This is a genomic window from Citrobacter sp. MGH110 (assembly GCF_001037515.1).
Lineage (GTDB): Bacteria > Pseudomonadota > Gammaproteobacteria > Enterobacterales > Enterobacteriaceae > Citrobacter > Citrobacter portucalensis.
Genome location: NZ_KQ089834.1, coordinates 1 through 26,997, shown reverse-complemented (window position 1 = coordinate 26,997; position 26,997 = coordinate 1). Strand labels below are relative to the sequence as shown.

General features: G+C 52.6%; 23 protein-coding genes, 2 tRNA genes and 2 rRNA genes. 8 read left to right on the top strand and 19 right to left on the bottom strand.

The features are described from left to right. Window positions 1-4 precede the first annotated feature (4 nt). From rho to trxA, 3 genes are all read right to left on the bottom strand, one after another. Window positions 5-1,264 carry a transcription termination factor Rho gene (gene rho, locus SK38_RS22795; RefSeq protein ID WP_002437993.1) on the bottom strand — a complete coding sequence of 420 codons (1,260 nt, stop codon included), beginning with the start codon at window positions 1,262-1,264 and terminating at the stop codon, window positions 5-7. An 87-nt stretch (window positions 1,265-1,351) separates the two neighbouring features. Next, on the bottom strand, window positions 1,352-1,471 hold the full coding sequence (locus SK38_RS24590; protein ID WP_071993059.1) for a rho operon leader peptide: 120 nt from the start codon (window positions 1,469-1,471) through the stop codon (window positions 1,352-1,354). Window positions 1,472-1,601: 130 nt separating this feature from the next. Next, the gene (gene trxA, locus SK38_RS22790) at window positions 1,602-1,931 is read right to left on the bottom strand and encodes a thioredoxin TrxA (protein WP_001280776.1); all 330 of its coding nucleotides are present in this window, start codon (window positions 1,929-1,931) and stop codon (window positions 1,602-1,604) included. A 143-nt stretch (window positions 1,932-2,074) separates the two neighbouring features. Between trxA and rhlB the strand changes: the two genes are divergently transcribed. Both rhlB and gppA read left to right on the top strand, forming a co-directional pair. Next, a complete protein-coding gene (gene rhlB, locus SK38_RS22785) occupies window positions 2,075-3,343 on the top strand; it encodes an ATP-dependent RNA helicase RhlB (RefSeq protein ID WP_003829013.1) in 1,269 nt (422 codons plus the stop codon). Between the two features lie 136 nt (window positions 3,344-3,479). Beyond that, entirely contained in the window at window positions 3,480-4,961 is a 1,482-nt protein-coding gene (gene gppA, locus SK38_RS22780; RefSeq protein WP_003829016.1) for a guanosine-5'-triphosphate,3'-diphosphate diphosphatase, read from the top strand. 51 nt (window positions 4,962-5,012) lie between these two features. Here gppA and rep read toward each other — a convergent pair whose 3' ends face one another. The 4 genes from rep to SK38_RS22760 all read right to left on the bottom strand — a co-directional run bounded on the left by rep (window position 5,013) and on the right by SK38_RS22760 (window position 9,346). After that, window positions 5,013-7,034, bottom strand: coding sequence for a DNA helicase Rep (gene rep / locus SK38_RS22775; protein WP_003829018.1), 2,022 nt, complete (start codon window positions 7,032-7,034; stop codon window positions 5,013-5,015). Window positions 7,035-7,138: 104 nt separating this feature from the next. Next, complete coding sequence (gene pnuC, locus SK38_RS22770) at window positions 7,139-7,867, bottom strand: nicotinamide riboside transporter PnuC (protein WP_048237106.1); 729 nt, start codon at window positions 7,865-7,867, stop codon at window positions 7,139-7,141. Next, window positions 7,867-8,616, bottom strand: a complete 750-nt coding sequence (locus SK38_RS22765) for a nucleoside phosphorylase (RefSeq protein WP_048227515.1) — start codon at window positions 8,614-8,616, stop codon at window positions 7,867-7,869. Before SK38_RS22765 ends, pnuC begins: the two co-directional genes overlap by 1 nt. Window positions 8,617-8,641: 25 nt before the next feature. Next, window positions 8,642-9,346, bottom strand: a complete 705-nt coding sequence (locus SK38_RS22760) for a Crp/Fnr family transcriptional regulator (RefSeq protein ID WP_048237123.1) — start codon at window positions 9,344-9,346, stop codon at window positions 8,642-8,644. 193 nt (window positions 9,347-9,539) lie between these two features. Between SK38_RS22760 and ppiC (SK38_RS22755) the strand changes: the two genes are divergently transcribed. Both ppiC (SK38_RS22755) and ppiC (SK38_RS22750) read left to right on the top strand, forming a co-directional pair. Further along, window positions 9,540-9,821 carry a peptidylprolyl isomerase PpiC gene (ppiC, locus tag SK38_RS22755; protein WP_038634595.1) on the top strand — a complete coding sequence of 94 codons (282 nt, stop codon included), beginning with the start codon at window positions 9,540-9,542 and terminating at the stop codon, window positions 9,819-9,821. Between the two features lie 49 nt (window positions 9,822-9,870). After that, the gene (gene ppiC, locus SK38_RS22750) at window positions 9,871-10,152 is read left to right on the top strand and encodes a peptidylprolyl isomerase PpiC (protein ID WP_003017999.1); all 282 of its coding nucleotides are present in this window, start codon (window positions 9,871-9,873) and stop codon (window positions 10,150-10,152) included. A 100-nt stretch (window positions 10,153-10,252) separates the two neighbouring features. Here ppiC (SK38_RS22750) and ilvC read toward each other — a convergent pair whose 3' ends face one another. Then, window positions 10,253-11,728, bottom strand: coding sequence for a ketol-acid reductoisomerase (gene ilvC, locus SK38_RS22745; protein ID WP_003829020.1), 1,476 nt, complete (start codon window positions 11,726-11,728; stop codon window positions 10,253-10,255). Between the two features lie 164 nt (window positions 11,729-11,892). Here ilvC and ilvY point away from each other — a divergent pair, with 164 nt between their 5' ends. Together ilvY and fabV are read left to right on the top strand one after the other, a co-directional pair. Continuing rightward, window positions 11,893-12,795, top strand: coding sequence for an HTH-type transcriptional activator IlvY (gene ilvY / locus SK38_RS22740; protein ID WP_003829023.1), 903 nt, complete (start codon window positions 11,893-11,895; stop codon window positions 12,793-12,795). A 172-nt stretch (window positions 12,796-12,967) separates the two neighbouring features. Further along, a complete protein-coding gene (fabV, locus tag SK38_RS22735) occupies window positions 12,968-14,161 on the top strand; it encodes an enoyl-ACP reductase FabV (protein WP_008787067.1) in 1,194 nt (397 codons plus the stop codon). 63 nt (window positions 14,162-14,224) lie between these two features. On the opposite strand, the gene ilvA is transcribed toward fabV, so the two are convergent. The 6 genes from ilvA to ilvL form a co-directional block, all read right to left on the bottom strand. Next, entirely contained in the window at window positions 14,225-15,769 is a 1,545-nt protein-coding gene (ilvA, locus tag SK38_RS22730; RefSeq protein WP_048237122.1) for a threonine ammonia-lyase, biosynthetic, read from the bottom strand. Between the two features lie 5 nt (window positions 15,770-15,774). After that, window positions 15,775-17,625, bottom strand: a complete 1,851-nt coding sequence (gene ilvD / locus SK38_RS22725; RefSeq protein WP_003829028.1) for a dihydroxy-acid dehydratase — start codon at window positions 17,623-17,625, stop codon at window positions 15,775-15,777. Between the two features lie 158 nt (window positions 17,626-17,783). Continuing rightward, the gene (locus SK38_RS22720; protein ID WP_048237105.1) at window positions 17,784-18,713 is read right to left on the bottom strand and encodes a branched-chain amino acid transaminase; all 930 of its coding nucleotides are present in this window, start codon (window positions 18,711-18,713) and stop codon (window positions 17,784-17,786) included. A 17-nt stretch (window positions 18,714-18,730) separates the two neighbouring features. Continuing rightward, window positions 18,731-18,994 carry an acetolactate synthase 2 small subunit gene (gene ilvM / locus SK38_RS22715; RefSeq protein WP_003018017.1) on the bottom strand — a complete coding sequence of 88 codons (264 nt, stop codon included), beginning with the start codon at window positions 18,992-18,994 and terminating at the stop codon, window positions 18,731-18,733. Then, window positions 18,991-20,637: an acetolactate synthase 2 catalytic subunit gene (gene ilvG, locus SK38_RS22710; RefSeq protein ID WP_003829032.1), complete on the bottom strand. Its 1,647-nt coding sequence runs from the start codon at window positions 20,635-20,637 to the stop codon at window positions 18,991-18,993. The genes ilvM and ilvG overlap by 4 nt, the downstream gene beginning before the upstream one ends. A gap of 139 nt (window positions 20,638-20,776) precedes the next feature. Continuing rightward, entirely contained in the window at window positions 20,777-20,875 is a 99-nt protein-coding gene (gene ilvL, locus SK38_RS24580; RefSeq protein ID WP_001311244.1) for an ilv operon leader peptide, read from the bottom strand. 352 nt (window positions 20,876-21,227) lie between these two features. Between ilvL and SK38_RS22705 the strand changes: the two genes are divergently transcribed. Then, window positions 21,228-22,748: a YifB family Mg chelatase-like AAA ATPase gene (locus tag SK38_RS22705; protein ID WP_048237104.1), complete on the top strand. Its 1,521-nt coding sequence runs from the start codon at window positions 21,228-21,230 to the stop codon at window positions 22,746-22,748. 24 nt (window positions 22,749-22,772) lie between these two features. On the opposite strand, the gene maoP is transcribed toward SK38_RS22705, so the two are convergent. Further along, on the bottom strand, window positions 22,773-23,111 hold the full coding sequence (gene maoP / locus SK38_RS22700) for a macrodomain Ori organization protein MaoP (RefSeq protein WP_003018025.1): 339 nt from the start codon (window positions 23,109-23,111) through the stop codon (window positions 22,773-22,775). 106 nt (window positions 23,112-23,217) lie between these two features. Here maoP and hdfR point away from each other — a divergent pair, with 106 nt between their 5' ends. Next, complete coding sequence (gene hdfR / locus SK38_RS22695) at window positions 23,218-24,063, top strand: HTH-type transcriptional regulator HdfR (RefSeq protein ID WP_008787063.1); 846 nt, start codon at window positions 23,218-23,220, stop codon at window positions 24,061-24,063. Window positions 24,064-24,163: 100 nt separating this feature from the next. Here hdfR and SK38_RS22690 read toward each other — a convergent pair. The 4 genes from SK38_RS22690 to SK38_RS22675 all read right to left on the bottom strand — a co-directional run. After that, window positions 24,164-24,239: transfer RNA gene (locus tag SK38_RS22690), tRNA-Trp, on the bottom strand. A gap of 52 nt (window positions 24,240-24,291) precedes the next feature. After that, window positions 24,292-24,368: transfer RNA gene (locus SK38_RS22685), tRNA-Asp, on the bottom strand. Between the two features lie 55 nt (window positions 24,369-24,423). Next, window positions 24,424-24,539, bottom strand: a 5S ribosomal RNA gene (rrf, locus tag SK38_RS22680). 97 nt (window positions 24,540-24,636) lie between these two features. After that, window positions 24,637-26,997, bottom strand: a 23S ribosomal RNA gene (locus tag SK38_RS22675); the annotation flags it as partial.

The following is a 26,997-nucleotide window of genomic DNA, read 5'->3' as shown; positions in this document are numbered from 1 at the left end:
CGAATCAGGAACGCTTCATCATATCGAAGAAGTCGTCGTTGGTCTTGGTCATCGCCAGTTTGTTAATGAGGAATTCCATTGCGTCGATTTCACCCATCGGATGGATGATTTTGCGCAGGATCCACATTTTCTGCAGCTCTTCCTGGGTAGTGAGCAGCTCTTCTTTACGGGTACCAGAACGGTTGTAGTCGATAGCCGGGAAGACGCGTTTTTCAGCAATCTTACGAGAGAGATGCAGTTCCATGTTGCCGGTACCTTTAAACTCTTCGTAGATAACTTCATCCATTTTAGAGCCGGTATCAATCAGCGCAGTCGCGATGATGGTCAGGCTACCGCCCTCTTCCACGTTACGTGCAGCACCAAAGAAACGCTTAGGACGATGCAGGGCGTTGGCGTCCACACCACCGGTCAGTACTTTACCGGAAGCCGGAACCACGGTGTTATATGCACGCGCCAGACGGGTGATGGAGTCAAGCAGAATGATAACGTCTTTCTTGTGTTCAACCAGACGTTTCGCCTTCTCGATAACCATTTCCGCAACCTGAACGTGGCGGGAGGCTGGTTCGTCAAAGGTAGAGGCAACCACTTCACCTTTCACCAGACGCTGCATCTCGGTAACTTCTTCCGGACGTTCGTCAATCAGCAGCACCATCAGCACGCAGTCAGGATGATTGTATGCAATGCTCTGCGCGATATTCTGCAGCAGCATGGTTTTACCCGCTTTCGGCGGAGCAACAATCAGACCACGTTGGCCACGACCGATCGGCGATGCCAGATCCAGTACACGCGCCGTTAAGTCTTCAGTAGAACCGTTACCGCGTTCCATACGCAGACGAGAGTTTGCGTGCAGCGGCGTTAAGTTCTCAAAGAGGATTTTGTTACGGGCGTTTTCTGGTTTGTCGTAGTTAACTTCGTTAACTTTCAACAGCGCAAAGTAGCGTTCACCTTCTTTCGGCGGGCGAATCTTACCAGAAATGGTATCACCAGTGCGGAGGTTGAAACGACGGATTTGGCTGGGAGAAACGTAGATGTCATCAGGACCGGCGAGGTAGGAGCTGTCTGCAGAGCGGAGGAAACCAAATCCATCCTGCAATATCTCCAGCACACCGTCACCAAAGATATCTTCGCCACTCTTTGCGTGCTGCTTCAGGATGGCAAAAATAATGTCCTGCTTGCGCATACGAGCCAGGTTTTCCAGGCCCATATTTTCGCCGAGAGTGATCAGCTCAGAAACCGGCGTATTCTTTAATTCGGTAAGATTCATAATGGTGTGAGTTCTTAAACTTGGGGTAAATCTCGAACTTAATGTTGTGAATGGTATGGCAGGGTCATCCATGCCTGTTTACGGCCATCAACTCATGTCTGTTCGCTGTCTGGTCACAGGAAAGTACGCAGAACTGAAACGACAAGACGGATTGAGTGACAAGCCAAGAATCTGTCCACTCCTCGCGCGAGAAACAACGGGAAGTATTGGATATAACTAGATTCAAACTTAATAAGGTATGTTTAATACGAAGTCAACACTAACTTAGCACGACTCAAGTCGGGCGTCCAGTCATCCGAATCATTTCGAAGTAGGGTCGCCCGATCATGAGACTTCCTTACGCTAAATTAGCGTCGAGGAATTCTTTCAACTGACCTTTGGACAGCGCGCCGACTTTCGTCGCCGCAACTTCGCCGTTTTTAAACAGCAGCAGGGTCGGGATGCCACGGATACCATACTTCGGCGCGGTGCCTGGGTTTTGGTCAATGTTCAGTTTAGCAACCGTCAGTTTGCCCTGATATTCGTCAGCGATTTCATCCAGAATCGGAGCGATCATTTTGCACGGACCGCACCACTCTGCCCAGAAATCAACGAGGATTGCTCCGTCCGCTTTGAGTACATCCGTGTCAAAACTGTCGTCAGTCAGGTGAATAATTTTATCGCTCATAATAACTCCACAGGAATAAGCCTGGTGCATTGGTGTAGCATTAATCAACGACGTGTTGATGTAGCATTAACCAACTAAAGGTTGACTTTATTTCACCGGATACGCTTTCGTAAAGCAATAGTAAGCTGATATTCTACCACACTATGAGCAAAACACATTTAACAGAACAGAAGTTTTCCGACTTCGCCCTGCACCCAAAGGTGATAGAAGCCCTTGAAAATAAAGGCTTTCATAACTGTACGCCCATTCAGGCCCTCGCGCTGCCGCTAACGCTGGCTGGTCGTGATGTTGCCGGGCAGGCGCAAACCGGTACCGGAAAAACGATGGCGTTCCTGACGTCAACGTTTCATTATCTTCTCTCTCATCCCGCGATTGCCGATCGCAAGGTGAACCAACCGCGTGCGTTAATTATGGCGCCAACGCGTGAGTTAGCCGTGCAGATCCACGCCGATGCCGAGCCGCTGGCACAGACCACTGGTCTGAAATTAGGCCTGGCGTATGGCGGCGATGGTTACGATAAACAGCTGAAAGTGCTGGAAAGCGGCGTCGATATTCTTATCGGCACGACCGGTCGTCTCATCGACTATGCAAAACAGAACCACATTAATCTGGGCGCGATCCAGGTCGTGGTGCTGGATGAAGCCGATCGTATGTACGATCTGGGCTTTATTAAAGATATCCGTTGGCTGTTCCGTCGTATGCCGCCAACCACCCAACGTCTGAACATGCTGTTTTCTGCAACCCTCTCATACCGCGTTCGCGAACTGGCGTTCGAACAGATGAATAACGCTGAGTACGTTGAAGTCGAACCGGAACAGAAAACTGGCCACCGCATTAAAGAAGAGCTCTTCTACCCTTCCAACGAAGAGAAAATGCGTTTGCTGCAAACGCTGATTGAAGAAGAGTGGCCAGATCGCGCCATTGTTTTTGCTAACACCAAGCATCGTTGTGAAGATATCTGGGGCAGCCTTGCTGCGGACGGTCATCGCGTCGGTCTGCTGACCGGTGACGTAGCACAGAAAAAACGTCTGCGTATTCTTGATGAGTTCACCCGTGGCGATCTCGACATTCTCGTTGCGACGGATGTCGCTGCGCGTGGCCTGCATATCCCAGCAGTAACGCACGTATTTAACTATGACCTGCCGGATGACTGTGAAGATTACGTTCACCGAATCGGTCGTACCGGACGTGCTGGCGCAAGCGGTCACTCTATCAGCCTGGCCTGTGAAGAGTACGCGCTGAATTTACCTGCAATCGAGACCTATATCGGCCACTCGATTCCGGTCAGCAAATATAACCCGGATGCGCTGATGACCGATCTGCCGAAGCCGTTGCGCTTAACGCGCCCGCGTACAGGCAATGGCCCACGCCGTACCGGTGGTGCTCCGCGTAATCGTCGTCGTTCAGGTTAAGAAAAGTTATGCCATACACAAAATCATTCAGCCTGTATCAAGGCGGCAAGAAAACGAATCCCGATGAGCTTATTTTAGTAGGTGATTCGGGTGAGAGAACGCAGCCAACACAGATACAGGTTGAAGGATGAAGTGTATGAATTCTACTTCGCTGTATGCAGCAATCGATCTCGGCTCGAATAGTTTTCATATGCTGGTTGTACGCGAGGTGGCAGGAAGCATCCAGACGCTCACGCGTATCAAACGCAAAGTGCGTCTGGCCGCTGGACTCAACGGTGACAACGAGCTCTCTGTTGAAGCGATGGAGCGCGGCTGGCAATGCTTGCGCTTGTTTGCAGAACGTCTGCAGGATATTCCGCATCCTCAAATCCGCGTGGTCGCCACCGCAACATTACGCATCGCCGTAAATGCCGATGTGTTTATTGCTAAAGCGCAAGAGATCCTTGGCTGCCCTGTCCAGGTAATTAGCGGTGAAGAAGAAGCGCGACTGATTTATCAAGGTGTAGCCCATACAACCGGCGGTGCCGATCAGCGTCTGGTTGTGGATATTGGTGGCGCCAGCACTGAATTAGTCACTGGTTCCGGCGCACAAACCACCTCTCTGTTCAGCCTGTCGATGGGCTGCGTCACCTGGCTCGAACGCTATTTTACCGATCGTAATCTGGCACAGGAAAACTTTGACGAGGCAGAGAAGGCCGCACGTGAAGTTCTGCGCCCGGTCGCCGACAAACTGCGTTTTCATGGCTGGAAAGTTTGCGTTGGTGCCTCTGGTACCGTCCAGGCGTTGCAGGAAATCATGATGGCGCAGGGTATGGATGAGCGCATTACGCTGGCCAAACTTCAGCAGCTTAAGCAGCGCGCCATTCACTGTGGTCGTCTGGAAGAGCTGGAAATCGAAGGGTTAACGCTGGAACGTGCGCTGGTTTTCCCCAGCGGGCTGGCCATTCTGATTGCTATTTTCACCGAACTGAACATTCAATGCATGACCCTGGCCGGCGGCGCATTACGTGAAGGTCTGGTCTACGGCATGCTGCATCTGGCGGTGGATCAGGATATTCGTAGCCGCACATTACGCAATATCCAGCGTCGCTTTATGGTCGATACAGAGCAAGCACATCGCGTTGCCAATTTAGCGACTAAATTTCTCGATCAGGTAGAAAAAAAGTGGCATCTTGAACCGATTAGCCGCGAACTACTGATTAGTGCCTGTCAGCTGCATGAAATTGGCCTAAGCGTTGATTTTAAACAGGCACCACAGCATGCCGCTTATCTGGTGCGCAATCTCGATCTCCCGGGTTTTACCCCTGCGCAAAAGAAACTGCTAGCAACGCTGTTACTCAACCAGACCAATCCCGTCGATCTCTCTTCGCTCCACCAGCAAAACGCAGTGCCACCGCGCATCGCGGAGCATCTTTGCCGTTTGCTACGTTTGGCGATCATCTTCGCCAGCCGTCGCCGTGACGATCTTGTGCCGGAAATTCAAATGGATGCAAGAAACGAGCACCTGACGGTCACGCTACCAGAAGGCTGGCTGGAACATCATCCGCTAGGTAAAGAGTTAATCGATCAGGAAAGTCAGTGGCAAAGCTATGTCCACTGGCCACTGGACGTTCATTAGATGTTGGTTGCCGGATAGCGCGCGTTTACACGTATCCGACCTACAAAATACCTACTTCGCTTTGGCTTTCGCCATCATTGCCCGAATATTAGCAATGCTGGCCTGCCCTTTTTGCATCCGCTCCTCAGCGCTCACCACTTTACGCTCTTGCTCCCAGATAACGTCATCCTGTGGCAGCTCCAGCAGGAAACGACTCGGTTCCGGACGCACCAGCTCACCGTACTGACGACGCTCTTTACACAGCGTGAAGATGAGTTCTTTCTGTGCACGCGTAATCCCTACGTAAGCCAGACGACGTTCTTCGTCGATATTGTCTTCATCGATACTGCTCTGGTGCGGCAAAAATCCTTCTTCCATTCCCACCATAAACACGTACGGGAACTCCAGCCCTTTGGAGGCATGCAGCGTCATCAACTGCACCTGATCCAGCTCTTCTTCGCTCTCTCCACGCTCCATCATGTCGCGCAGGGTAAAGCGAGTAACGACCTGGGTCAGGGTCATCGGCTCTTCCAGCTCACTGCCTTCCAGCATCTCCGTCATCCAGCTGAACAGCGTATTGACGTTTTTCATACGCATTTCAGCCGCTTTCGGGCTCGGCGAGGTTTCATACAGCCAGGATTCGTAATCAATACCGTGAATCAGATCGCGTACAGCGGCAACCGGTTCGCGCTCCGCCAGGCGCTGAATTTCACCCAGCCAGTGCGTAAAGCGGGTCAGAGAGTCATACCCGCGCCCGGTCAGTGTCTGGCTAAGCCCCATATCAAAGCTGGCGGTAAACAGGCTTTTATTACGTGTCATCGCCCATTCACCCAACTTTTGCAGCGTGGCCGGACCGATTTCACGCTTTGGCGTGTTTACGATGCGCAAAAATGCGCTGTCGTCATCCGGGTTGCTCAGCACACGCAGGTAGGCCAGCAAATCTTTAATCTCCGGACGCGAGAAGAACGATGTTCCGCCGGAAATTTTGTACGGGATACGGTTCTGCATCAGAAACTTTTCGAACACGCGCGACTGATGATTACCGCGATACAGGATGGCGTAGTCTTTATATTGCGTCTTGTTCACAAAGTGATGGGCAATTAATTCCCCGGTCACACGTTCGGCTTCATGCTCTTCATTATTTGCGCTCAGCACCTTCAGCTCAGCGCCGTAGCCCAGCTCAGAAAAGAGCCGCTTTTCAAAGACGTGTGGATTGTTCGCAATGAGGATGTTCGCCGCTTTCAGGATGCGACCTGATGAACGGTAGTTTTGCTCCAGCTTCACCACCTGTAAAGCCGGAAAATCTTTGCTCAACAGTACCAGGTTCTGCGGACGGGCGCCGCGCCAGGAGTAGATCGACTGATCGTCATCACCCACGACGGTAAAGCGCGCACGTTTCCCTACCAGCAACTTCACCAGCTCGTACTGGCTGGTGTTGGTATCCTGATATTCATCCACCAGCAGGTAGCGGATTCTGTTTTGCCAGCGCTCACGCACTTCTTCATTGCGCTGTAGCAGCAGAGTGGGCAGCAGGATAAGATCGTCAAAATCGAGGACGTTACACGCCTTCATATGCGCGTCATACAGACCATAGCAGTGGGCAAAAATACGATCGCGCTCGCCCTTTGCGCTGGCTGCCGCCTGCGCCGGAGTCATCAGATCGTTTTTCCAGTTGGAGATCGTCGAGATCAGCTGCTGGAGAATAAGCTTATCGTCTTCGATTAGCCCTTCGGTCAGTTCCTTAAGCAAGGCCACCTGGTCAGTATCGTCAAACAACGAGAAGTTAGATTTCATCCCCAGCGCCGCGTATTCACGCTTAATGATATCCAGTCCCAGGGTGTGGAAGGTGGAGATCATCAACCCACGCGCCTCTTTACGACCCAGCGTTTGCGCCACGCGCTCTTTCATCTCGCGCGCAGCCTTATTGGTAAAGGTCACTGCCGCAATATGTCGTGCCTGATAGCCACATTCACGGATCAGATGGGCTATTTTGTTGGTGATAACACGCGTCTTGCCGGAACCCGCTCCCGCCAGCACCAGGCAAGGTCCGGTGACGAATTCGACGGCTTGTTGTTGTCCGGGGTTCAAACGCATAAGGGATTGCTCAATCTGTAAACACGGGGGAGGTGGATTGTAGCAGAAAGAGGGAGAAAAAGAGTATCTGGCTACCCCTGTGAGTAGCCAGAAAATCGGGTCAATCAGGAAACCGTCGCGGCAAGCGGTGTGTAACCGTTGCGCTGTGCGCTCTTGATCCAGCTGTAGGATCCCATCACCGCGATTGCCGTCAGCAGGACATACTCAAGCGACATGGCGTAAACGCCCTGTACCGCGTAAATAACCACACTAATCACGTCGATGAGCACCCACAGCAGCCAGTTTTCGACATATTTACGCGTCATCAGAATCATGGCCGCAATCGACAACACCAGCATGGTGGAATCCCAGAACGGGAAGGCATCGGGCTGAAGGTCAGGCATCGCGACCGGTATACCTATCATTTGTAGCAGTGCAATCATAATGCGGGTAAGCGCTGCAAACACCGGATCGATAAACAGCGTCATCAAAACTATCGCCACCGCGCAAACGCCGCCCAGTACCAGGGTTTGCTGGCGGGAAAGCCAACGTACCTTGAGTGCAGCTTCCTGCGCCTCATTTTGTCGGCTCCACGCATACCAACCGTAAATGTTAGCGGCGAAGAAAAACACCTGTAGCAACAAGCTGGCATAGAGCTGAATCTGGAAAAAGATTGCCGCAAACAGCGTGACGTTAATCAGGCCAAACAGGTAATTGATGATTTTTTCCCGGCTGGCACACCAGATACATAACAGACCAAATACGGTACCAATGGCTTCAATCCAAGATAGTGCATAGCCGCCTTCGCCGAGAGGAATGTTGACCATTACATTGTTAATGCTAAAAAAGTCCATCACTGACCTCCTTGCTGACTATCGGAATGAATGGCGCGTAGCGCCAGGGTAATTTGCCGTTCTTCGCCCTGTTGGCACAACGTTTCCTGCTGGACATAATCATTGATACTGCTATCCAGACAACCGTTGTGGGCAACCACCACATTGAGTAATGACGCCGTACGTAACCCGCGCAGCGCACCGATGGTCATCAAAGCGGCACTTTCCATATCCGCACCCAGAACGCCGAGTGCCGACCACTGCGCATCCAGTTCCGCTTCCCGGTCGGTATAAAAACTATCGTGGCTGCGCACCAGGCCGCATGTGGCGGGAATATTCATCTGCCGCGCTTGCGCCATCAGTTCCCAGGTTAACTGCGGGTCGGCGCAGGCCGGATAGCCCGCAGGCGCATAGGTACGGCTGGTCCCGTCATCCGTTACCGCGGCATGGGCGATAATCACGTCACCAAGCGCAAGATTATCCTGCAATGCCCCGCAGCTACCGATACGAATCAGGGTCTTTACACCGATTTGACGCAGTTCTTCAATGGCAATAGCCGTAGACGGTCCACCGATTCCGGTAGAGAGCACTAAAATCTCGATCCCCTGATACCAACCTCGCGCGGCGCGAAACTCACGGTTTTGACCAAGCGATTCTGGGTTATCAAGAAAATTGGCGATGCGATCTACCCGCAACGGGTCTCCCGGCAGCAGCGCATAGCGTGCGCCTGTCATCTCCTTGCTTAACTGGATATGGGGTTGCAGCGACATTCTCCCGCCTCCTTCACTCTTGCGGTTATCCGATATCAGCCTCCCGCTTTAATTTGTCAGGGGCTAACAACACAATGCGTTCACCATCGGTATCAATAATCTGTAACGCTTTCAGGTCATGCAAAATACGATTAATACTGCGGGTCGTCGCCGCCAGTTCCTGACTGAAGTTTAGCTTATCCAGCAAAATTTCATTCGTGCCATCTTGTTGATAACGCAGCCATAACGCCTGGCACACTCGCTGATACAGCGAGTAAAGATTGTCGCTGCTGGCCTTTTTCGACAGCTGGTAATATTGCTGACTAAAGAAGCGCAGCATCCGCTGGTTAAAATGGTTATCTAACGCCAGCCAGCGGCTGAAGTATTCCTGCGATAAGCTCAGAAGCTGCACATGTCCTACCGCCACTACCGAACAGATGTAATGGCGCGACTCAAAAATCTCGAGTTCGCCCAGCATATCGCCTTTCCGGTAGCGGGCTTGACGATAACGACGTCCATCTTCAGCCTCATAGAAAACATCGACTTCACCGGCAATAATCAGCGAAAAACGCTGACATATTTCCCCCTGCCGACAGATAAAGGCACCGCGTTGGATCTCTTCAAAACGCCAGCGCTGCATGATGTCCAGAGGGCAATATTTCAATAATTCATAGAGCTGTGGATCGCGAACAATATCACCCAGCCCGGTAAGCCATCCGACTGAAAATTCAGTTTTTTTCATTGTATCCATGATATCTCGCTCCATGGCTGTAGGGACAGGACGGAGGTCCCCGGCAAAAGGGAATGCGGCAGAGAAAATGTCGCTCATCTCCCGTTTCCATGCATCAGACGAGACATCTGTCCCGCGATGGCGAAGAGTATATGTCCACGACTAAGACGGGTGATAAAGTAATGGGACATCTTTGAGACATGAGAACAAAATAATGGCTAAGAGCGCGGCAGCCCTACATATCCTGGTGAAAGAAGAGAAATTAGCTCTGGAGATCCTGAGCAAGCTGGATCGCGGTATTAGCTTCGATCATTTGGCAAAACGCTATTCTCGCTGCCCCTCTGGGCGCAACGGAGGCGATCTGGGCGAGTTCAAACAGGGGATGATGGTGGGGCCATTTGATGCCGCTGTGTTTAGCTGCCCACTGCTTAAACCTTACGGGCCTGTAAAAACCAAATTTGGCTACCACATCATCAAAGTGCTGTATCGACGGTAAGCCATGCTAAAATCGCGAGCCTTACAGACCCCCTTTTGAAGGCACGATCATGGCAAAAACAGCAGCAGCAGTGCATATCCTTGTTAAAGAAGAGAAACTGGCACTGGATCTTCTGGAACAGATTAAAAACGGCGCCGACTTCGGCAAACTGGCGAAGAAACACTCCATCTGCCCATCAGGCAAACGCGGCGGTGATTTAGGCGAATTCCGTCAGGGCCAGATGGTTCCGGCGTTCGATAAAGTGGTCTTTTCCTGCCCTGTGCTGGAGCCAACCGGTCCGCTGCACACTCAGTTCGGTTACCACATCATTAAAGTGCTGTACCGTAACTAATAGAAAGCCCGGTGTTTAAACACCGGGCTTTTTTTGCCGGATAGCGCTTCGCTTATCCGGCCTACGAAGCGCTGTTGATATGCCATTCCTCTATGAGGAATTATCCTGCGACCGCAATGCGCTTCATATCGGTCATGTAGCCACGCAGTTTCTGGCCCACTTTCTCGATAGCATGGCCGCGAATCGCATCGTTCACGTCACGCAGCTGCGCGTTGTCTACCGCGCCTTCAGCAATCGCTTTGCCCAGGTCGCCGGTCTGCAGGGTGGTCATGAACTCTTTCAGCAGCGGTACGCAAGCGTAAGAGAACAGGTAGTTGCCGTATTCTGCGGTATCAGAGATAACCACGTTCATTTCGTACAGACGCTTACGGGCAATAGTGTTGGCGATCAGCGGCAGTTCGTGCAGTGATTCGTAGTAAGCAGATTCTTCGATGATGCCGGAATCCACCATGGTTTCGAACGCCAGCTCAACGCCCGCTTTCACCATCGCAATCATCAGAACGCCTTTATCAAAGTATTCCTGCTCGCCGATTTTACCGTCGAACTGGGCAGCGGTTTCGAACGCGGTTTTGCCGGTCTCTTCACGCCAGGTCAGCAGTTTCTTATCGTCGTTGGCCCAGTCAGCCATCATGCCGGAAGAGAATTCACCGGAGATGATGTCGTCCATGTGTTTCTGGAACAGCGGCGCCATGATCTCTTTCAGCTGTTCGGACAGCGCGTAAGCACGCAGTTTCGCCGGGTTAGACAGACGGTCCATCATCAGAGTGATGCCGCCCTGCTTCAGCGCTTCGGTGATAGTTTCCCAGCCGAACTGAATCAGTTTTTCAGCATATGCCGGGTCAGTACCTTCTTCTACCAGCTTATCGAAGCACAGCAGAGAACCGGCCTGCAGCATACCGCACAGGATAGTCTGCTCACCCATCAGATCAGATTTCACTTCCGCAACGAAGGAGGACTCCAGCACACCCGCACGGTGACCGCCAGTAGCCGCAGCCCAGGCTTTAGCAATCGCCATGCCTTCGCCTTTCGGATCATTTTCCGGGTGAACGGCGATCAGCGTAGGTACGCCGAAACCACGTTTGTACTCTTCACGAACTTCAGTACCCGGGCATTTCGGTGCCACCATCACAACGGTGATGTCTTTACGGATCTGCTCACCCACTTCCACGATATTGAAGCCGTGGGAGTAACCCAGCGCTGCGCCGTCTTTCATCAGCGGCTGTACAGAACGCACAACGTCGGAGTGCTGCTTGTCCGGAGTCAGGTTAACCACCAGATCAGCCTGCGGGATCAGCTCTTCGTAGGTACCCACTTTGAAGCCGTTTTCGGTCGCTTTACGCCAGGAAGCACGCTTCTCAGCAATGGCTTCTTTACGCAGTGCGTAGGAGATATCCAGCCCGGAGTCACGCATGTTCAGGCCCTGGTTCAGACCCTGGGCGCCACAGCCGACGATGACCACTTTTTTACCCTGAAGGTAGCTCGCACCATCGGCGAATTCGTCGCGACCCATAAAGCGACATTTACCCAGCTGTGCCAGCTGCTGGCGCAGGTTCAGTGTATTAAAGTAGTTAGCCATGATGGTGTACTCCGTGATGTTGTGTTGTGGTGCTTATTATTCGGTTCGCAGATTTGTATTTGCGAGATTGAATCCACATTACAACAGGAAATTTATTGCGGAAATTGATATATTCACAACGTCACATTGCAATTTATGCAACGTAGAAAATCGGAGGCTCGTCTGTGGATTTACGCGATCTGAAAATGTTCCTGCATTTGGCTGAAAGTCGTCACTTTGGCCGCAGCGCGCGGGCAATGCACGTCAGCCCATCCACGCTTTCCCGGCAGATTCAGCGCCTCGAAGAAGACCTCGGCCAGCCGCTGTTTGTGCGCGATAACCGCACGGTTACACTGACCGAAGCAGGTGAAGAGCTGCGCGTGTTTGCCCAACAGACGCTGTTGCAGTACCAGCAGTTACGCCACACCCTAGATCAACAAGGGCCGTCGCTGTCGGGCGAACTGCATATCTTCTGTTCGGTAACTGCCGCCTACAGCCATCTGCCGCCAATCCTTGACCGTTTCCGCGCCGAGCATCCGTCAGTGGAAATTAAGCTCACCACCGGCGACGCCGCCGATGCGATGGATAAAGTGGTCACTGGTGAAGCCGATCTGGCAATTGCCGGTAAGCCCGAAACGCTGCCTGGCGCGGTGGCGTTCTCGATGCTGGAGAATCTGACGGTTGTGTTGATCGCTCCAGCGCTGCCCTGCCCGGTGCGAAATCAGGTATCGGTCGATAAGCCGGACTGGTCAACGGTGCCGTTTATCATGGCCGATCAGGGTCCGGTACGCCGCCGCATCGAGTTGTGGTTCCGTCGTCACAAAATCAGCAACCCATCGATTTACGCCACGGTGGGTGGCCACGAAGCGATGGTCTCAATGGTAGCACTGGGCTGCGGCGTGGCGCTGCTGCCGGAAGTGGTGCTAGAAAACAGCCCGGAGCCGGTACGTAATCGCGTGATGATTTTAGAGCGCAGTGACGAAAAAACACCGTTCGAGCTTGGCGTCTGCGCGCCGAAAAAGCGGCTGCATGAACCGCTGATCGACGCGTTTTGGAAGATTGTTCTGGAACGTAAATCCGCAGAGTAGCGCCAGCGTCAGGTCTAAAATCAGTGGTAGATTCAGTATTGGCGCTCCTTTTCTGTATAATGTCGTGATCCATTGTAGTGGGGGGCTTGTTAACCATCGCGTTAAGCAGGCCAGAACAGACGGTGTCATTGCGCACTTGACAGCGAAAATACAAACTTAATTAGCCATCATTATGATAATCAAACCAAAAATTCGTGGATTCATCTGTACAACGACCCATCCGACTGGCTGCAAAGTCAACGTGGAAAAGCAGATCGAGTATGTTAAGCAGAACGGGAAAATCGAGAACGGCCCGTCTCGCGTGCTGGTGATCGGTGCTTCCACCGGTTACGGTCTGGCTTCCAGAATTTCCGCCGCCTTTGGCAGCGGTGCCGCCACTATCGGGGTATTTTTCGAAAAACCGGGCACGGATACCAAACCAGGTTCCGCAGGCTGGTATAACTCTGCAGCTTTCGACGAAGCGGCCAAGCGTGAAGGTCTGTACTCCAAAAGCATTAACGGCGATGCGTTCTCTGACGAATGCCGTGATGAAGTGATCAAACTGATCAAAGAAGACCTGGGTCAGATTGACCTGGTGGTTTACTCACTGGCTTCCCCAGTGCGTAAAATGCCGAAAACCGGTGAAATCGTCCGTTCAGCGCTGAAGCCAATCGGTGAGGTTTACACTTCTAAAGCGATCGATACCAACAAAGATCAGATCATCACCGCCAGCATTGAGCCGGCTACCGAAGAAGAAGTTCAGAACACCGTCACCGTCATGGGCGGCGAAGACTGGGAACTGTGGATGGGCGCGCTGAGCGAAGCGGGCGTGCTGGCTGATGGCGTGAAAACCGTAGCCTACTCCTACATCGGTACCGACCTGACCTGGCCAATCTACTGGCACGGCGCGCTGGGCAAAGCGAAAGAAGACCTCGATCGCGCGGCGGGTGAACTGCGTAACCAGCTGGCACCGCTAAACGGTTCCGCTAACGTTGCCGTACTGAAGTCCGTCATCACCCAGGCATCTTCTGCGATTCCGGTAATGCCGCTGTACATCTCCATGGTCTTCAAGCTGATGAAAGCGCAGGGGATTCACGAAGGTTGTATTGAGCAGATCAACCGTCTGATGACCACCAGCCTGTACGGCGATAAAGTGGCGCTTGATGACAACCAGCGTATCCGTATGGATGACTGGGAACTGCGTGACGACATTCAGCAGGCATGTCGCGATCTGTGGCCGCTGATCACTACCGAAAACCTGGCGCAAGAAACTGACTATGCAGGATACAAGCAGGAATTCCTGAACCTGTTCGGTTTTGCCCTCGACGGTGTGGATTACGATGCTGACGTGAATACCGAAGTCGAATTCGACGTTATCACGCTGTAATCTGCTGATACAGTAGCAAAAAGGGTTCATGTTTTTACATGAACCCTTTTTTAATGGCTGTCGTTAACCCGCCAGGAAGAACCTGAATGCCGGGTTATGTGTTTCATCATGACAGTCATAACCCAGTTCATTCAGCCGCGTTTCGAAATCAGGCTCGTGTTCACCCAACTCAAACGCTGCCAGCACACGACCATAGTCAGTGCCGTGACTGCGATAGTGGAACAATGAAATATTCCAGTGCGTCCCCAGGGTATGCAGGAATTTGAGCAACGCCCCCGGCGACTCCGGAAATTCGAAGCTATAAAGACGTTCCTGTAAGGGTTTCGACGGACGTCCACCGACCATATAGCGCACGTGTAGCTTCGCCATCTCGTCATCGGACAGATCCACCACGCTATAGCCGCCCTCATTGAGCAGTTGCAGGATTTCCTTACGCTCTTCCAGCCCACGGCTCAGACGTACGCCGACAAAAATGCAGGCGTCCTTCGCATCAGCAAAGCGGTAGTTAAACTCGGTCACCGAGCGCCCACCCAGCAGTTGGCAAAACTTCAGGAAGCTGCCCTTTTCTTCCGGGATGGTCACGGCCAGCAAGGCTTCGCGCTGTTCCCCCAGCTCGCAACGTTCGGAAACGTAGCGCAGGCCGTGGAAGTTAACGTTAGCGCCGGAAAGAACATGCGCCAGGCGCTCGCCGCGAATATTATGCTGGGCGATGTATTTTTTCATCCCCGCCAGCGCCAGCGCCCCGGAAGGCTCCGCCACCGCACGTACATCCTCGAACAGGTCTTTCATTGCCGCGCAAATAGCATCACTATCGACAGTGATAATATCGTCGAGATATTCCTGGCACAGACGGAAGGTTTCATCACCAATACGTTTCACCGCCACGCCTTCGGCAAAGAGACCCACTCGCGGCAGATCCACCGGATGACCGGCATCCAGCGCCGCTTTCAGACAGGCCGAATCTTCCGCTTCCACGGCAATCACTTTGATTTGCGGCATCAGCTGTTTAATTAGCACCGCAACACCTGCCGCTAATCCGCCACCACCAACTGGCACAAATACGCGATCGAGATGCGCGTCCTGCTGGAGCAGCTCCAGCGCCAGCGTGCCCTGCCCGGCAATCACCATCGGATGATCGAACGGCGGCACCCAGGTAAACCCCTGCTGCTGCGACAATTCAATCGCTTTGGCTTTGGCTTCATCAAAGTTCGCGCCGTGCAGCAGCACTTCTCCGCCGAAGCCGCGAACGGCGTCGACTTTGATATCGGCGGTAGCCGTTGGCATGACAATCAGCGCCTTCACGCCTAATCGCGCAGAAGAGAAAGCGACGCCCTGAGCATGATTACCAGCCGATGCGGTAATGACGCCATGCGCTTTTTGCTCTTCGGTCAAGCCCGCCATCATGCCATAGGCACCGCGTAGCTTGAAGCTGTGAACAGGTTGACGGTCTTCGCGCTTCACCAGAATGACATTGTCGAGGCGCGAAGAGAGTTTTTCCATTTTCTGTAGCGGCGTTACCTGTGCCGCTTCGTATACCGGCGCACGCAGTACCGCTCTGAGATACTCGGCACCCTCAGGAGCGCCGGATAGAGGTTGTGAATCCGCCATGGTCATTATCCCCCGAGCTTCGACTTATCGCGCACCGCACCTTTGTCGGCACTGGTTGCCAGGCTGGCGTAGGCGCGCAGTGCAAAGGAGACCTGACGCTGACGATCTTTTGGCGTCCAGGCTTTGTCACCGCGAGCTTCCTGCGCTTCACGGCGCGCAGCGATTTCCGCATCACTCAGTTGAAGTTGAATACCACGATTCGGGATATCGATGGCAATCATGTCACCATCTTCGATAATCGCGATATTACCGCCGCTGGCCGCTTCCGGAGAAACGTGACCAATGGAAAGCCCCGAAGTACCGCCGGAGAAACGACCATCGGTAATCAGCGCGCAAGCCTTACCGAGGCCCATCGATTTCAGGAAGGTGGTTGGGTAGAGCATTTCCTGCATGCCTGGCCCGCCTTTCGGCCCTTCGTAGCGAATGACAACCACGTCGCCAGCCACCACTTTACCGCCGAGGATGGCTTCAACCGCATCGTCCTGGCTTTCATACACTTTTGCCGGGCCGGTGAATTTCAGGATGCTGTCATCCACGCCTGCGGTTTTTACAATACAGCCGTTTTCCGCGAAGTTACCGTACAGAACTGCCAGACCGCCGTCTTTGCTGTAAGCGTGCTCCAGCGAGCGAATGCAGCCTTCAGCGCGGTCGTCATCCAGCGTATCCCAACGGCAATCCTGTGAGAATGCCTGGGTTGTACGAATGCCGGCCGGGCCAGCACGGAACATTTTTTTCACCGCATCGTCTTTGGTCAACATCACGTCATACCGATCGAGCGTTTGCGGCAGAGTCAGCCCCAGCACGTTTTTCACGTCGCGGTTCAGCAGTCCAGCACGATCCAGTTCGCCTAAAATACCCAGTACGCCGCCTGCGCGATGCACGTCTTCCATATGGTATTTCTGCGTACTCGGCGCCACTTTACACAGCTGCGGGACTTTGCGGGACAGCTTGTCGATATCACTCATGGTGAAGTCGATTTCCGCTTCCTGCGCGGCCGCCAGTAGGTGCAGAACGGTATTGGTGGAGCCGCCCATGGCGATATCCAGCGTCATGGCGTTCTCAAACGCTGCCTTGCTGGCAATGTTGCGCGGCAGCGCGGAAGCATCGTCCTGCTCATAATAACGTTTGGTCAGCTCGACGATGCGCTTACCTGCGTTGAGGAACAGTTCTTTACGGTCGGCGTGAGTCGCCAGCAGTGAACCGTTACCCGGCTGCGACAGGCCCAGCGCTTCAGTCAGGCAGTTCATCGAGTTAGCGGTGAACATACCGGAACAGGAGCCGCAGGTCGGACAGGCGGAACGTTCAACCTGCTCGCTTTGTGAGTCGGAAACTTTCGGGTCAGCACCCTGAATCATCGCATCAACCAGGTCGAGCTTGATGATTTGGTCAGAGAGCTTGGTTTTCCCGGCTTCCATCGGACCGCCGGAAACAAAGATCACCGGAATATTCAGGCGCAAAGAGGCCATTAACATCCCGGGGGTGATTTTGTCGCAGTTGGAGATGCAGACCATCGCATCGGCGCAGTGGGCGTTAACCATGTACTCAACGGAGTCAGCGATCAGCTCACGCGACGGCAGTGAATACAGCATGCCGCCATGACCCATGGCGATACCATCATCCACAGCAATGGTGTTGAACTCTTTCGCCACGCCGCCTGAGGCTTCGATTTGTTCGGCAACCAGCTTACCGAGATCGCGCAGGTGGACGTGACCCGGCACAAACTGGGTAAAGGAGTTCACCACAGCGATAATCGGTTTACCGAAGTCATCATCGGTCATCCCGGTGGCGCGCCACAATGCGCGGGCACCCGCCATATTGCGGCCGTGGGTGGTGGTAGCAGAACGATACTTAGGCATGCTTGATTAACTCCCGTCTGTCTTTCCCCTGCATACTTCACGCCGCAGGTGCGTTGGCCGCCTCGCTCACCCCAGTCACTTACTGCAGTAAGCTCCTGGGACTTGCTGCGTTGCCGTCTTCCTGCAACGTGAATTATTTTGGGGAAATATTAATTTTGTTATTGGTTTACTGAATCCAACCAGCCGTATTTATCTTCCGTTTCACCGGTGAAGAGCCCAAAGAAGGCCTGCTGGATGCGTTTGGTGACCGGACCGCAGCGGCCTTCGCCCACCTGGATACCATCGACACTGCGTACTGGGGTGATTTCAGCCGCGGTACCGGACATGAACACTTCGTCAGCCAGGTACAGTGATTCACGGGACAACACCTGCTCACGTACTTCGATATCGAGATCTTTCGCCAGCTTAATGATCGCGTCACGGGTAATACCCGGCAGTGCAGAAGAGGTAAACGGCGGGGTAAACAGAATGCCGTCTTTTACTTCAAACAGGTTTTCGCCCGCACCTTCGGAGATGTAGCCATTCACGTCCAGCGCAATGCCTTCCTGATAGCCATGACGACGCGCTTCGCTACCCACCAGCAGCGAAGACAGATAGTTACCGCCCGCTTTAGCCGCAGTAGGGATGGTGTTCGGCGCAACGCGGTTCCAGGAAGAAACCATCGCGTCGATCCCCTGCTCCAGCGCTTCTGCACCAAGGTAAGCACCCCACGGGAACGCGGCGATGATCACGTCAGTGGTGTATCCCGCTGGCGGGTTAACGCCCATCCCCACGTCGCCAACAAACACCAGCGGACGGATATAGGCGCTGGTCAGATTGTTTTTACGAATCACCTCGCGGCAAGCTTCCATCAGCTCATTAACGCTCTGAGAAACCGGAAAACGATAGATCTTGGCTGAATCACGCAGACGCTGCATATGTTCGCGATGACGGAACACCACCGGCCCTTTGTGAGAATCGTAGCAACGGATGCCTTCGAATACTGAAGTACCGTAGTGCAGCGCGTGGGACATCACGTGGACCTTCGCGTCTTCCCAACGAATCATCTCGCCATTAGACCAAATGTAATCAGCTTTTTTCGTCGTCATTTTTCTTCCTTTTGCGCTCAGGCGCGGATTTGTTGTGATGTGGTTGTGCTCTGGCAGATAGCAACATGTGCAACGTCTACCAGTTTACTTAACTGACTAAACAGTAAGTCGACCGACCGGGGGCTGGCAACGGTCAATTCGATATTTATATTTTGCGCATCGCTGGCGGCTTCCATATTCATGGAGCACACCTGAAAACCGCGATGGCGTACCACGCGTAAAACACGTTCTAACGTTTCCGGATTGAAACGAGCCTCAACGGCGACCTGATGTTGCATCATGATAATTTCTCCAGCATTTCTGAGTTACTGGCACCTGGCGGTACCAGAGGCCAGACATTCTCAAGTTCGTCGATTGAGACATGAAGCAGGTATGGCCCCTCGCTGTTCAGCATGGTGTCGAGTGCCGCTTCAACCTGGTCTTTACGGGTGATGTGTTGACCTGGTATGCCGAAGGCGCTGGCCAACATGAGGAAATCGGGGTTATCGGTAAGGGTGGTTTCGCTATAACGTTCCTGGAAAAACAGCTGCTGCCATTGTCGCACCATGCCTAACCGCTGGTTGTCGAGTAAGACTATTTTCAGCGGCAACTGCTTGCGTTTTACGGTGCCCAGCTCCTGTACATTCATCATGAAGGAGCCGTCACCGGAGATACAGATTACCGTATCGTTCGGGCGAGCAACCTGCGCACCAACCGCTGCTGGCAGGCCAAAGCCCATCGTACCCAGGCCGCTCGAGGTGATGAAATTTTCCGGGCGGGTGTAGGTCATATGCTGCGCCGACCACATCTGATGCTGACCAACATCCGTTGTCACTACGCTGTCCGCGGGTTTGCGATCGGACAACTGCTTCAACAACAGTGGCGCGTAGATAGCCTCACCGGGATGATCATAGCGCCAGGTATGCTCTGTGCGCAGTTCAGCGCTATGCTGACGCCATGCGTCAATCTTCAGAGATTGCTGCAATGCCGGCAGCAGAGAATTTAAATCACCCTGCAGGGCGACGTGCGCCTGCCGCAGCTTGTTCATTTCCGCAGGGTCGATATCCATGTGGATCACGCTGGCGTTCGGCGCGAAGGTATTCAGCTTGCCGGTCACCCGGTCATCAAAACGCGCACCCACTGCAATCAGTAAATCACATTCTTGCACCGCGAAATTTGCCGCTTTAGTGCCATGCATTCCCAACATACCCAAATAGTATGGGTAGTCAGCTTCTACTGCACCCAGCCCCTTCAACGTGCAGGCGACCGGCATTTGGGTTACCGCGATAAATTCACGCAGGGCCGGGACCGCCTGCGCCATACCAACGCCGCCACCGACGTACAGGATCGGTTTTTGCGCCTGCGCCAGCATTTTACGCGCCTGCTCAACGTCAGCGTGCGGGAAAACCTCTACGTTTTCGACGGTCGTAAAATACGGCTCCAGCGTACCGCTGGCCAGCTGGATATCTTTCGGGATATCAACCAGAACCGGACCCGGACGACCGGAGTTCGCCACAGCGAAAGCCTCTGCCATGATGCGCGGCAGCTCTTCCAGTGACTGCACCAGGAAACTGTGTTTGGTGCAGGACAAAGACATACCCAGAACGTCCACTTCCTGGAACGCATCCGTTCCGATGAAAGGTGAGGCCACCTGGCCGGTGATCGCCACCACAGGAACAGAATCTAACAGCGCATCGGCAAGGCCGGTGATCAGGTTAGTAGCACCAGGTCCGGAAGTGGCGATACACACGCCGGTTTTACCGGTCGCACGGGCATAGCCAATTGCCGCCATTGCCGCGCCCTGCTCGTGTCGGCACAACAGGTGTTCTACGCCGCCGTCATACAACGCATCGTAAACCGGCATAATTGCGCCACCAGGATAACCAAAGACGGTTTGAACCCCTTGTGCACGCAACGCATGTACCACCCACTGTGCCCCATTCATAGTTACATCCCCGCCGTAAATCTTGAGAAACAGAATTTTATGCTACCGTTCACTTTCTGCTCCTCATGTATGTTTTTAAGGTCAAAAAAAACCCCCGGACCTTTCGGTGCGGGGGTCTTAGTTCGTTAAGGCTTGTTTTCTAAGCCTTTCCTCGTCCAAGTGCAGCCCCGCACGGTGGGATAATAATCACCACCACGCTAATCACGACCAGGCTAATCACTCGTAGAAGGGCTGTCATTTTTGTATTTTCTTGCATCTTGTTCGAAGGAATACCTAAAGAGTTACCATAGAATTTGCAAATGACACAAGATATTTTTTTATTCGTTTTTCTGACGCCGTTAACGGTTTAGATAAATATCATTGTTTTTTATACAAAAAATCAAAAGTGAAAATATTTCACGTCTCAGGTGATTCTCGGCAACCCGTTCCCTACTAAAAACGTTATTCAAAAGTGTTTGCGAACGCTATTCCAGGCTTTATGCAAGCAGTATTGAGCTACATAAAAACACGGGAATAAGCCTCTAAAAACCGTAATTATGTGAAATCTTGCCGCGATGTATTGCGACATAATGCTTTCATCAGGAGGGCTTATGTCACTATCGATTGTTCACACACGCGCTGCGCTGGGCGTGAATGCGCCAGCCATTACCATCGAGGTACATATCAGCAATGGTTTGCCTGGTTTAACCATGGTGGGATTACCCGAAACAACGGTAAAAGAGGCTCGCGATCGAGTTCGCAGTGCGATTATTAATAGCGGTTATGAATTCCCGGCAAAGAAGATAACCATAAACCTCGCTCCGGCCGATCTCCCGAAAGAAGGGGGACGATATGATTTACCTATCGCAGTTGCGCTTCTGGCAGCGTCTGAGCAGCTTACAACCCATAACCTCGATACATATGAGCTGGTAGGCGAATTAGCGCTTACAGGCGCGTTACGCGGCGTTCCCGGTGCGATATCAAGTGCAACTGAAGCTATTCGCGCAGGCAGGAGAATTATTGTCGCAAAAGAGAATGCAGCTGAAGTGGGACTGATACACGGTGAAGGGTGCCTGATAGCCGATCATCTACAGGCCGTATGCGCATTTCTCGAAGGTAAGCATGATTTAGACAGACCATCATCGGCAGATTTTACCCCCTGCGCATTAGCAGATGATCTGAGCGATGTTATCGGCCAGGAACAGGGTAAACGCGGACTGGAACTTACCGCAGCTGGCGGTCATAACCTCTTACTCATCGGGCCGCCGGGAACGGGTAAGACCATGCTGGCCAGTCGCCTGAGAGGATTGCTTCCGCCACTGAGTAATGATGAGGCACTGGAAAGCGCCGCGATTCTAAGTCTGGTCAATTCCGACACGCTACAAAAACAGTGGAAACAACGCCCTTTTCGTTCGCCGCATCACAGTGCTTCATTAACCGCCATGGTCGGTGGAGGCTCTATTCCTGCGCCAGGCGAGATATCTCTGGCGCATAACGGCATACTGTTTCTGGATGAACTTCCCGAGTTTGAGCGGCGCACGCTGGATGCACTGCGAGAGCCCATTGAGTCCGGGCAGATTCATTTATCCCGCACTCGGGCAAAAATAACTTACCCCGCGCGTTTTCAGCTTATTGCTGCCATGAATCCCAGCCCAACAGGACATTATCAGGGGAACCATAACCGCTGTACCCCAGAGCAGACGCTACGCTACCTCAATCGATTATCAGGTCCATTTCTTGACCGCTTCGATCTCTCCCTCGAAATCCCCTTACCGCCGCCCGGCATACTCAGCCAGAGCCAGGTAAAAGGGGAAGATAGCGCAACGGTGAAGCAACGCGTTATGGCAGCACGAGAGCGTCAGTATCAGCGGCAGAATAAGTTAAATGCGCACCTGGACAGTCAGGATATCCATAAATACTGTCCATTGCGTAGCGACGATGCGCAATGGCTTGAAGAAACGCTCGCGCATCTCGGATTATCCATCCGCGCATGGTTACGCCTGATAAAGGTCGCTCGAACGATCGCGGATATAGAACAATCTGACCATATCTCTCGCCAGCACTTACAGGAGGCTGTTGGGTATCGGGCGATAGACAGATTACTCATTCATTTGCAGAAACTACTGGCATAAAAAAAGGGCTTTCGCCCTTTTTTATTAATCATCAGATTCGGTGTAGTCTTCCGCACCTTCCACCTGAGGTTTCCCACCAGACAGCGTGTGGAAGCGTTTTGGACGCTTAATGCGCGTCATGTATTTGGACCACACACGTTCAGCTTCGGTAACCGGTTCGCGCTCACCACGGCATACCGCAACAAACAGTTTTTCTTCTTCCGTTACCGGCTCACGCTTGCCCAGATCCAGCTCGTTGAAAGCATAACCGTGACGCTCAAGCAGTTGTGCTTCTTTAATGGTGAAATCACCATGACGGGAGAATCCGCGGGGATAATATTTATTATCGAAATATCGATTAGTCGTCGTAAAGCTTTCCGCCATCCTGCACGCTCCTAATTCTTTGGCCGAGCTATTTATGGCGCGGAGTATTAGTTACGCTTGACAGAGCGTCAAACAAAAGATTTAAATCATAACGACAAATAATTTTATGGAGCGAGTTGTGGATACGGAATTGTTAAAAACTTTCCTGGAAGTTAGCCGGACACGCCACTTTGGCAGGGCTGCTGAAGCGCTCTATCTGACCCAATCAGCGGTTAGTTTTCGGATCAGACAACTGGAAAATCAATTGGGTGTAAACCTGTTCACCCGACACAGAAACAATATCCGTTTAACCGCTGCAGGTGAAAAATTATTACCTTACGCTGAAACGCTGATGAATACGTGGCAAGCAGCACGTAAGGAGGTTGCGAATACCTCGCGGCATAACGAGTTTTCTATTGGTGCCAGCGCATCCCTCTGGGAATGCATGCTTAATGGCTGGCTGGGGCGTTTGTACCAATCCCAGGAGCCGCAATCCAGCCTGCAATTTGAAGCGAGGATCGCGCAGCGACAGTCGTTAGTAAAACAGCTTCATGAACGACAGCTTGATCTATTGATTACTACCGAAACGCCCAAAATGGACGAATTTAGCAGCCAACTGTTGGGATATTTCACGCTGGCGCTCTATTGCAGTTCTCCTTCACAAACCAAAGATGAACTGAATTATCTGCGTCTGGAATGGGGACCTGACTTTCAGCAACACGAGGCTGGATTGATTGCGGGAGATGAAGTGCCGGTACTTACCACCAGTTCGGCAGAATTAGCCAGGCAGCAACTTTCAGTCCTCAAAGGTTTTAGCTGGCTACCGGTCAGCTGGGCTAAAGGTAAAAGCGATCTCCATACGGTTACCGACAGTACAACGCTTTCACGCCCGTTATATGCAGTTTGGCTGCAAAATAGCGATAAACATGCGCTGATTTGCGATCTGCTGAGAACGAATATTCTGGAAGATTAAGGAAAACGCTGGCAAGGATGCCGGGAGTAAAATAGAAAGAAGGAAAAACTCAAATTACAGGTAAAAAAAAATCCTTAGCAATAATGCTAAGGATTGTTTCTGGCAGGGGCGGAGAGACTCGAACTCGCGACACCCGGTTTTGGAGACCGGTGCTCTACCAACTGAGCTACGCCCCTAAATCTTCTTATCATTAAGCCTGCTTAGTAGCAGGCTTAATTTTCTAATAAGTGGCGGAACGGACGGGACTCGAACCCGCGACCCCCTGCGTGACAGGCAGGTATTCTAACCAACTGAACTACCGCTCCACCGAATTTCTTTGTCACTACCCGGATTCTTCATCCCGGTTTACTGCAATTTGATGCCTGGCAGTTCCCTACTCTCGCATGGGGAGACCCCACACTACCATCGGCGCTACGGCGTTTCACTTCTGAGTTCGGCATGGGGTCAGGTGGGACCACCGCGCTACAGCCGCCAGGCAAATTCTGTTTATCAACACACCTCCTGGGCATGTCGACATAATCTGTAATCAAGCTGAATTTCGATGTCTCTTCGCCAAAACATCTTCGGCGTTGTAAGGTTAAGCCTCACGGTTCATTAGTATCGGTTAGCTCAATGTATCGCTACACTTACACACCCGACCTATCAACGTCGTCGTCTTCAACGTTCCTTCAGGACCCTTAAAGGGTCAGGGAGAACTCATCTCGGGGCAAGTTTCGTGCTTAGATGCTTTCAGCACTTATCTCTTCCGCATTTAGCTACCGGGCAATGCCATTGGCATGACAACCCGAACACCAGTGATGCGTCCACTCCGGTCCTCTCGTACTAGGAGCAGCCCCCCTCAATTCTCCAGCGCCCACGGCAGATAGGGACCGAACTGTCTCACGACGTTCTAAACCCAGCTCGCGTACCACTTTAAATGGCGAACAGCCATACCCTTGGGACCTACTTCAGCCCCAGGATGTGATGAGCCGACATCGAGGTGCCAAACACCGCCGTCGATATGAACTCTTGGGCGGTATCAGCCTGTTATCCCCGGAGTACCTTTTATCCGTTGAGCGATGGCCCTTCCATTCAGAACCACCGGATCACTAAGACCTGCTTTCGCACCTGCTCGAGCCGTCACTCTCGCAGTCAAGCTAGCTTATGCCTTTGCACTAACCTCCTGATGTCCGACCAGGATTAGCTAACCTTCGTGCTCCTCCGTTACTCTTTAGGAGGAGACCGCCCCAGTCAAACTACCCACCAGACACTGTCCGCAACCCGGATTACGGGTCTACGTTAGAACACCAGCCATTAAAGGGTGGTATTTCAAGGATGGCTCCATGCAGACTGGCGTCCACACTTCAAAGCCTCCCACCTATCCTACACATCAAGGACCAGTGTTCAGTGTCAAGCTATAGTAAAGGTTCACGGGGTCTTTCCGTCTTGCCGCGGGTACACTGCATCTTCACAGCGAGTTCAATTTCACTGAGTCTCGGGTGGAGACAGCCTGGCCATCATTACGCCATTCGTGCAGGTCGGAACTTACCCGACAAGGAATTTCGCTACCTTAGGACCGTTATAGTTACGGCCGCCGTTTACCGGGGCTTCGATCAAGAGCTTCTCCTTACGGATAACCCCATCAATTAACCTTCCGGCACCGGGCAGGCGTCACACCGTATACGTCCACTTTCGTGTTTGCACAGTGCTGTGTTTTTAATAAACAGTTGCAGCCAGCTGGTATCTTCGACTGATTTCAGCTCCATGAGTAAATCACTTCACCTACATATCAGCGTGCCTTCTCCCGAAGTTACGGCACCATTTTGCCTAGTTCCTTCACCCGAGTTCTCTCAAGCGCCTTGGTATTCTCTACCTGACCACCTGTGTCGGTTTGGGGTACGATTTCGTGTTACCTGATGCTTAGAGGCTTTTCCTGGAAGCAGGGCATTTGTTACTTCAGCACCGTAGTGCCTCGTCATCACACCTCAGCGTTAATAAGGTACCGGATTTACCTGGAACCTCCGCCTACATGCTTAAACCGGGACAACCGTCGCCCGGCTAACATAGCCTTCTCCGTCCCCCCTTCGCAGTAACACCAAGTACAGGAATATTAACCTGTTTCCCATCGACTACGCCTTTCGGCCTCGCCTTAGGGGTCGACTCACCCTGCCCCGATTAACGTTGGACAGGAACCCTTGGTCTTCCGGCGTGCGGGTTTTTCACCCGCATTATCGTTACTTATGTCAGCATTCGCACTTCTGATACCTCCAGCATGCCTCACGACACACCTTCAACGGCTTACAGAACGCTCCCCTACCCAACAACACATAGTGTCGCTGCCGCAGCTTCGGTGCATGGTTTAGCCCCGTTACATCTTCCGCGCAGGCCGACTCGACCAGTGAGCTATTACGCTTTCTTTAAATGATGGCTGCTTCTAAGCCAACATCCTGGCTGTCTGTGCCTTCCCACATCGTTTCCCACTTAACCATGACTTTGGGACCTTAGCTGGCGGTCTGGGTTGTTTCCCTCTTCACGACGGACGTTAGCACCCGCCGTGTGTCTCCCGTGATAACATTCTTCGGTATTCGCAGTTTGCATCGGGTTGGTAAGTCGGGATGACCCCCTAGCCGAAACAGTGCTCTACCCCCGAAGATGAATTCACGAGGCGCTACCTAAATAGCTTTCGGGGAGAACCAGCTATCTCCCGGTTTGATTGGCCTTTCACCCCCAGCCACAAGTCATCCGCTAATTTTTCAACATTAGTCGGTTCGGTCCTCCAGTTAGTGTTACCCAACCTTCAACCTGCCCATGGCTAGATCACCGGGTTTCGGGTCTATACCCTGCAACTTAACGCCCAGTTAAGACTCGGTTTCCCTTCGGCTCCCCTATTCGGTTAACCTTGCTACAGAATATAAGTCGCTGACCCATTATACAAAAGGTACGCAGTCACACCCC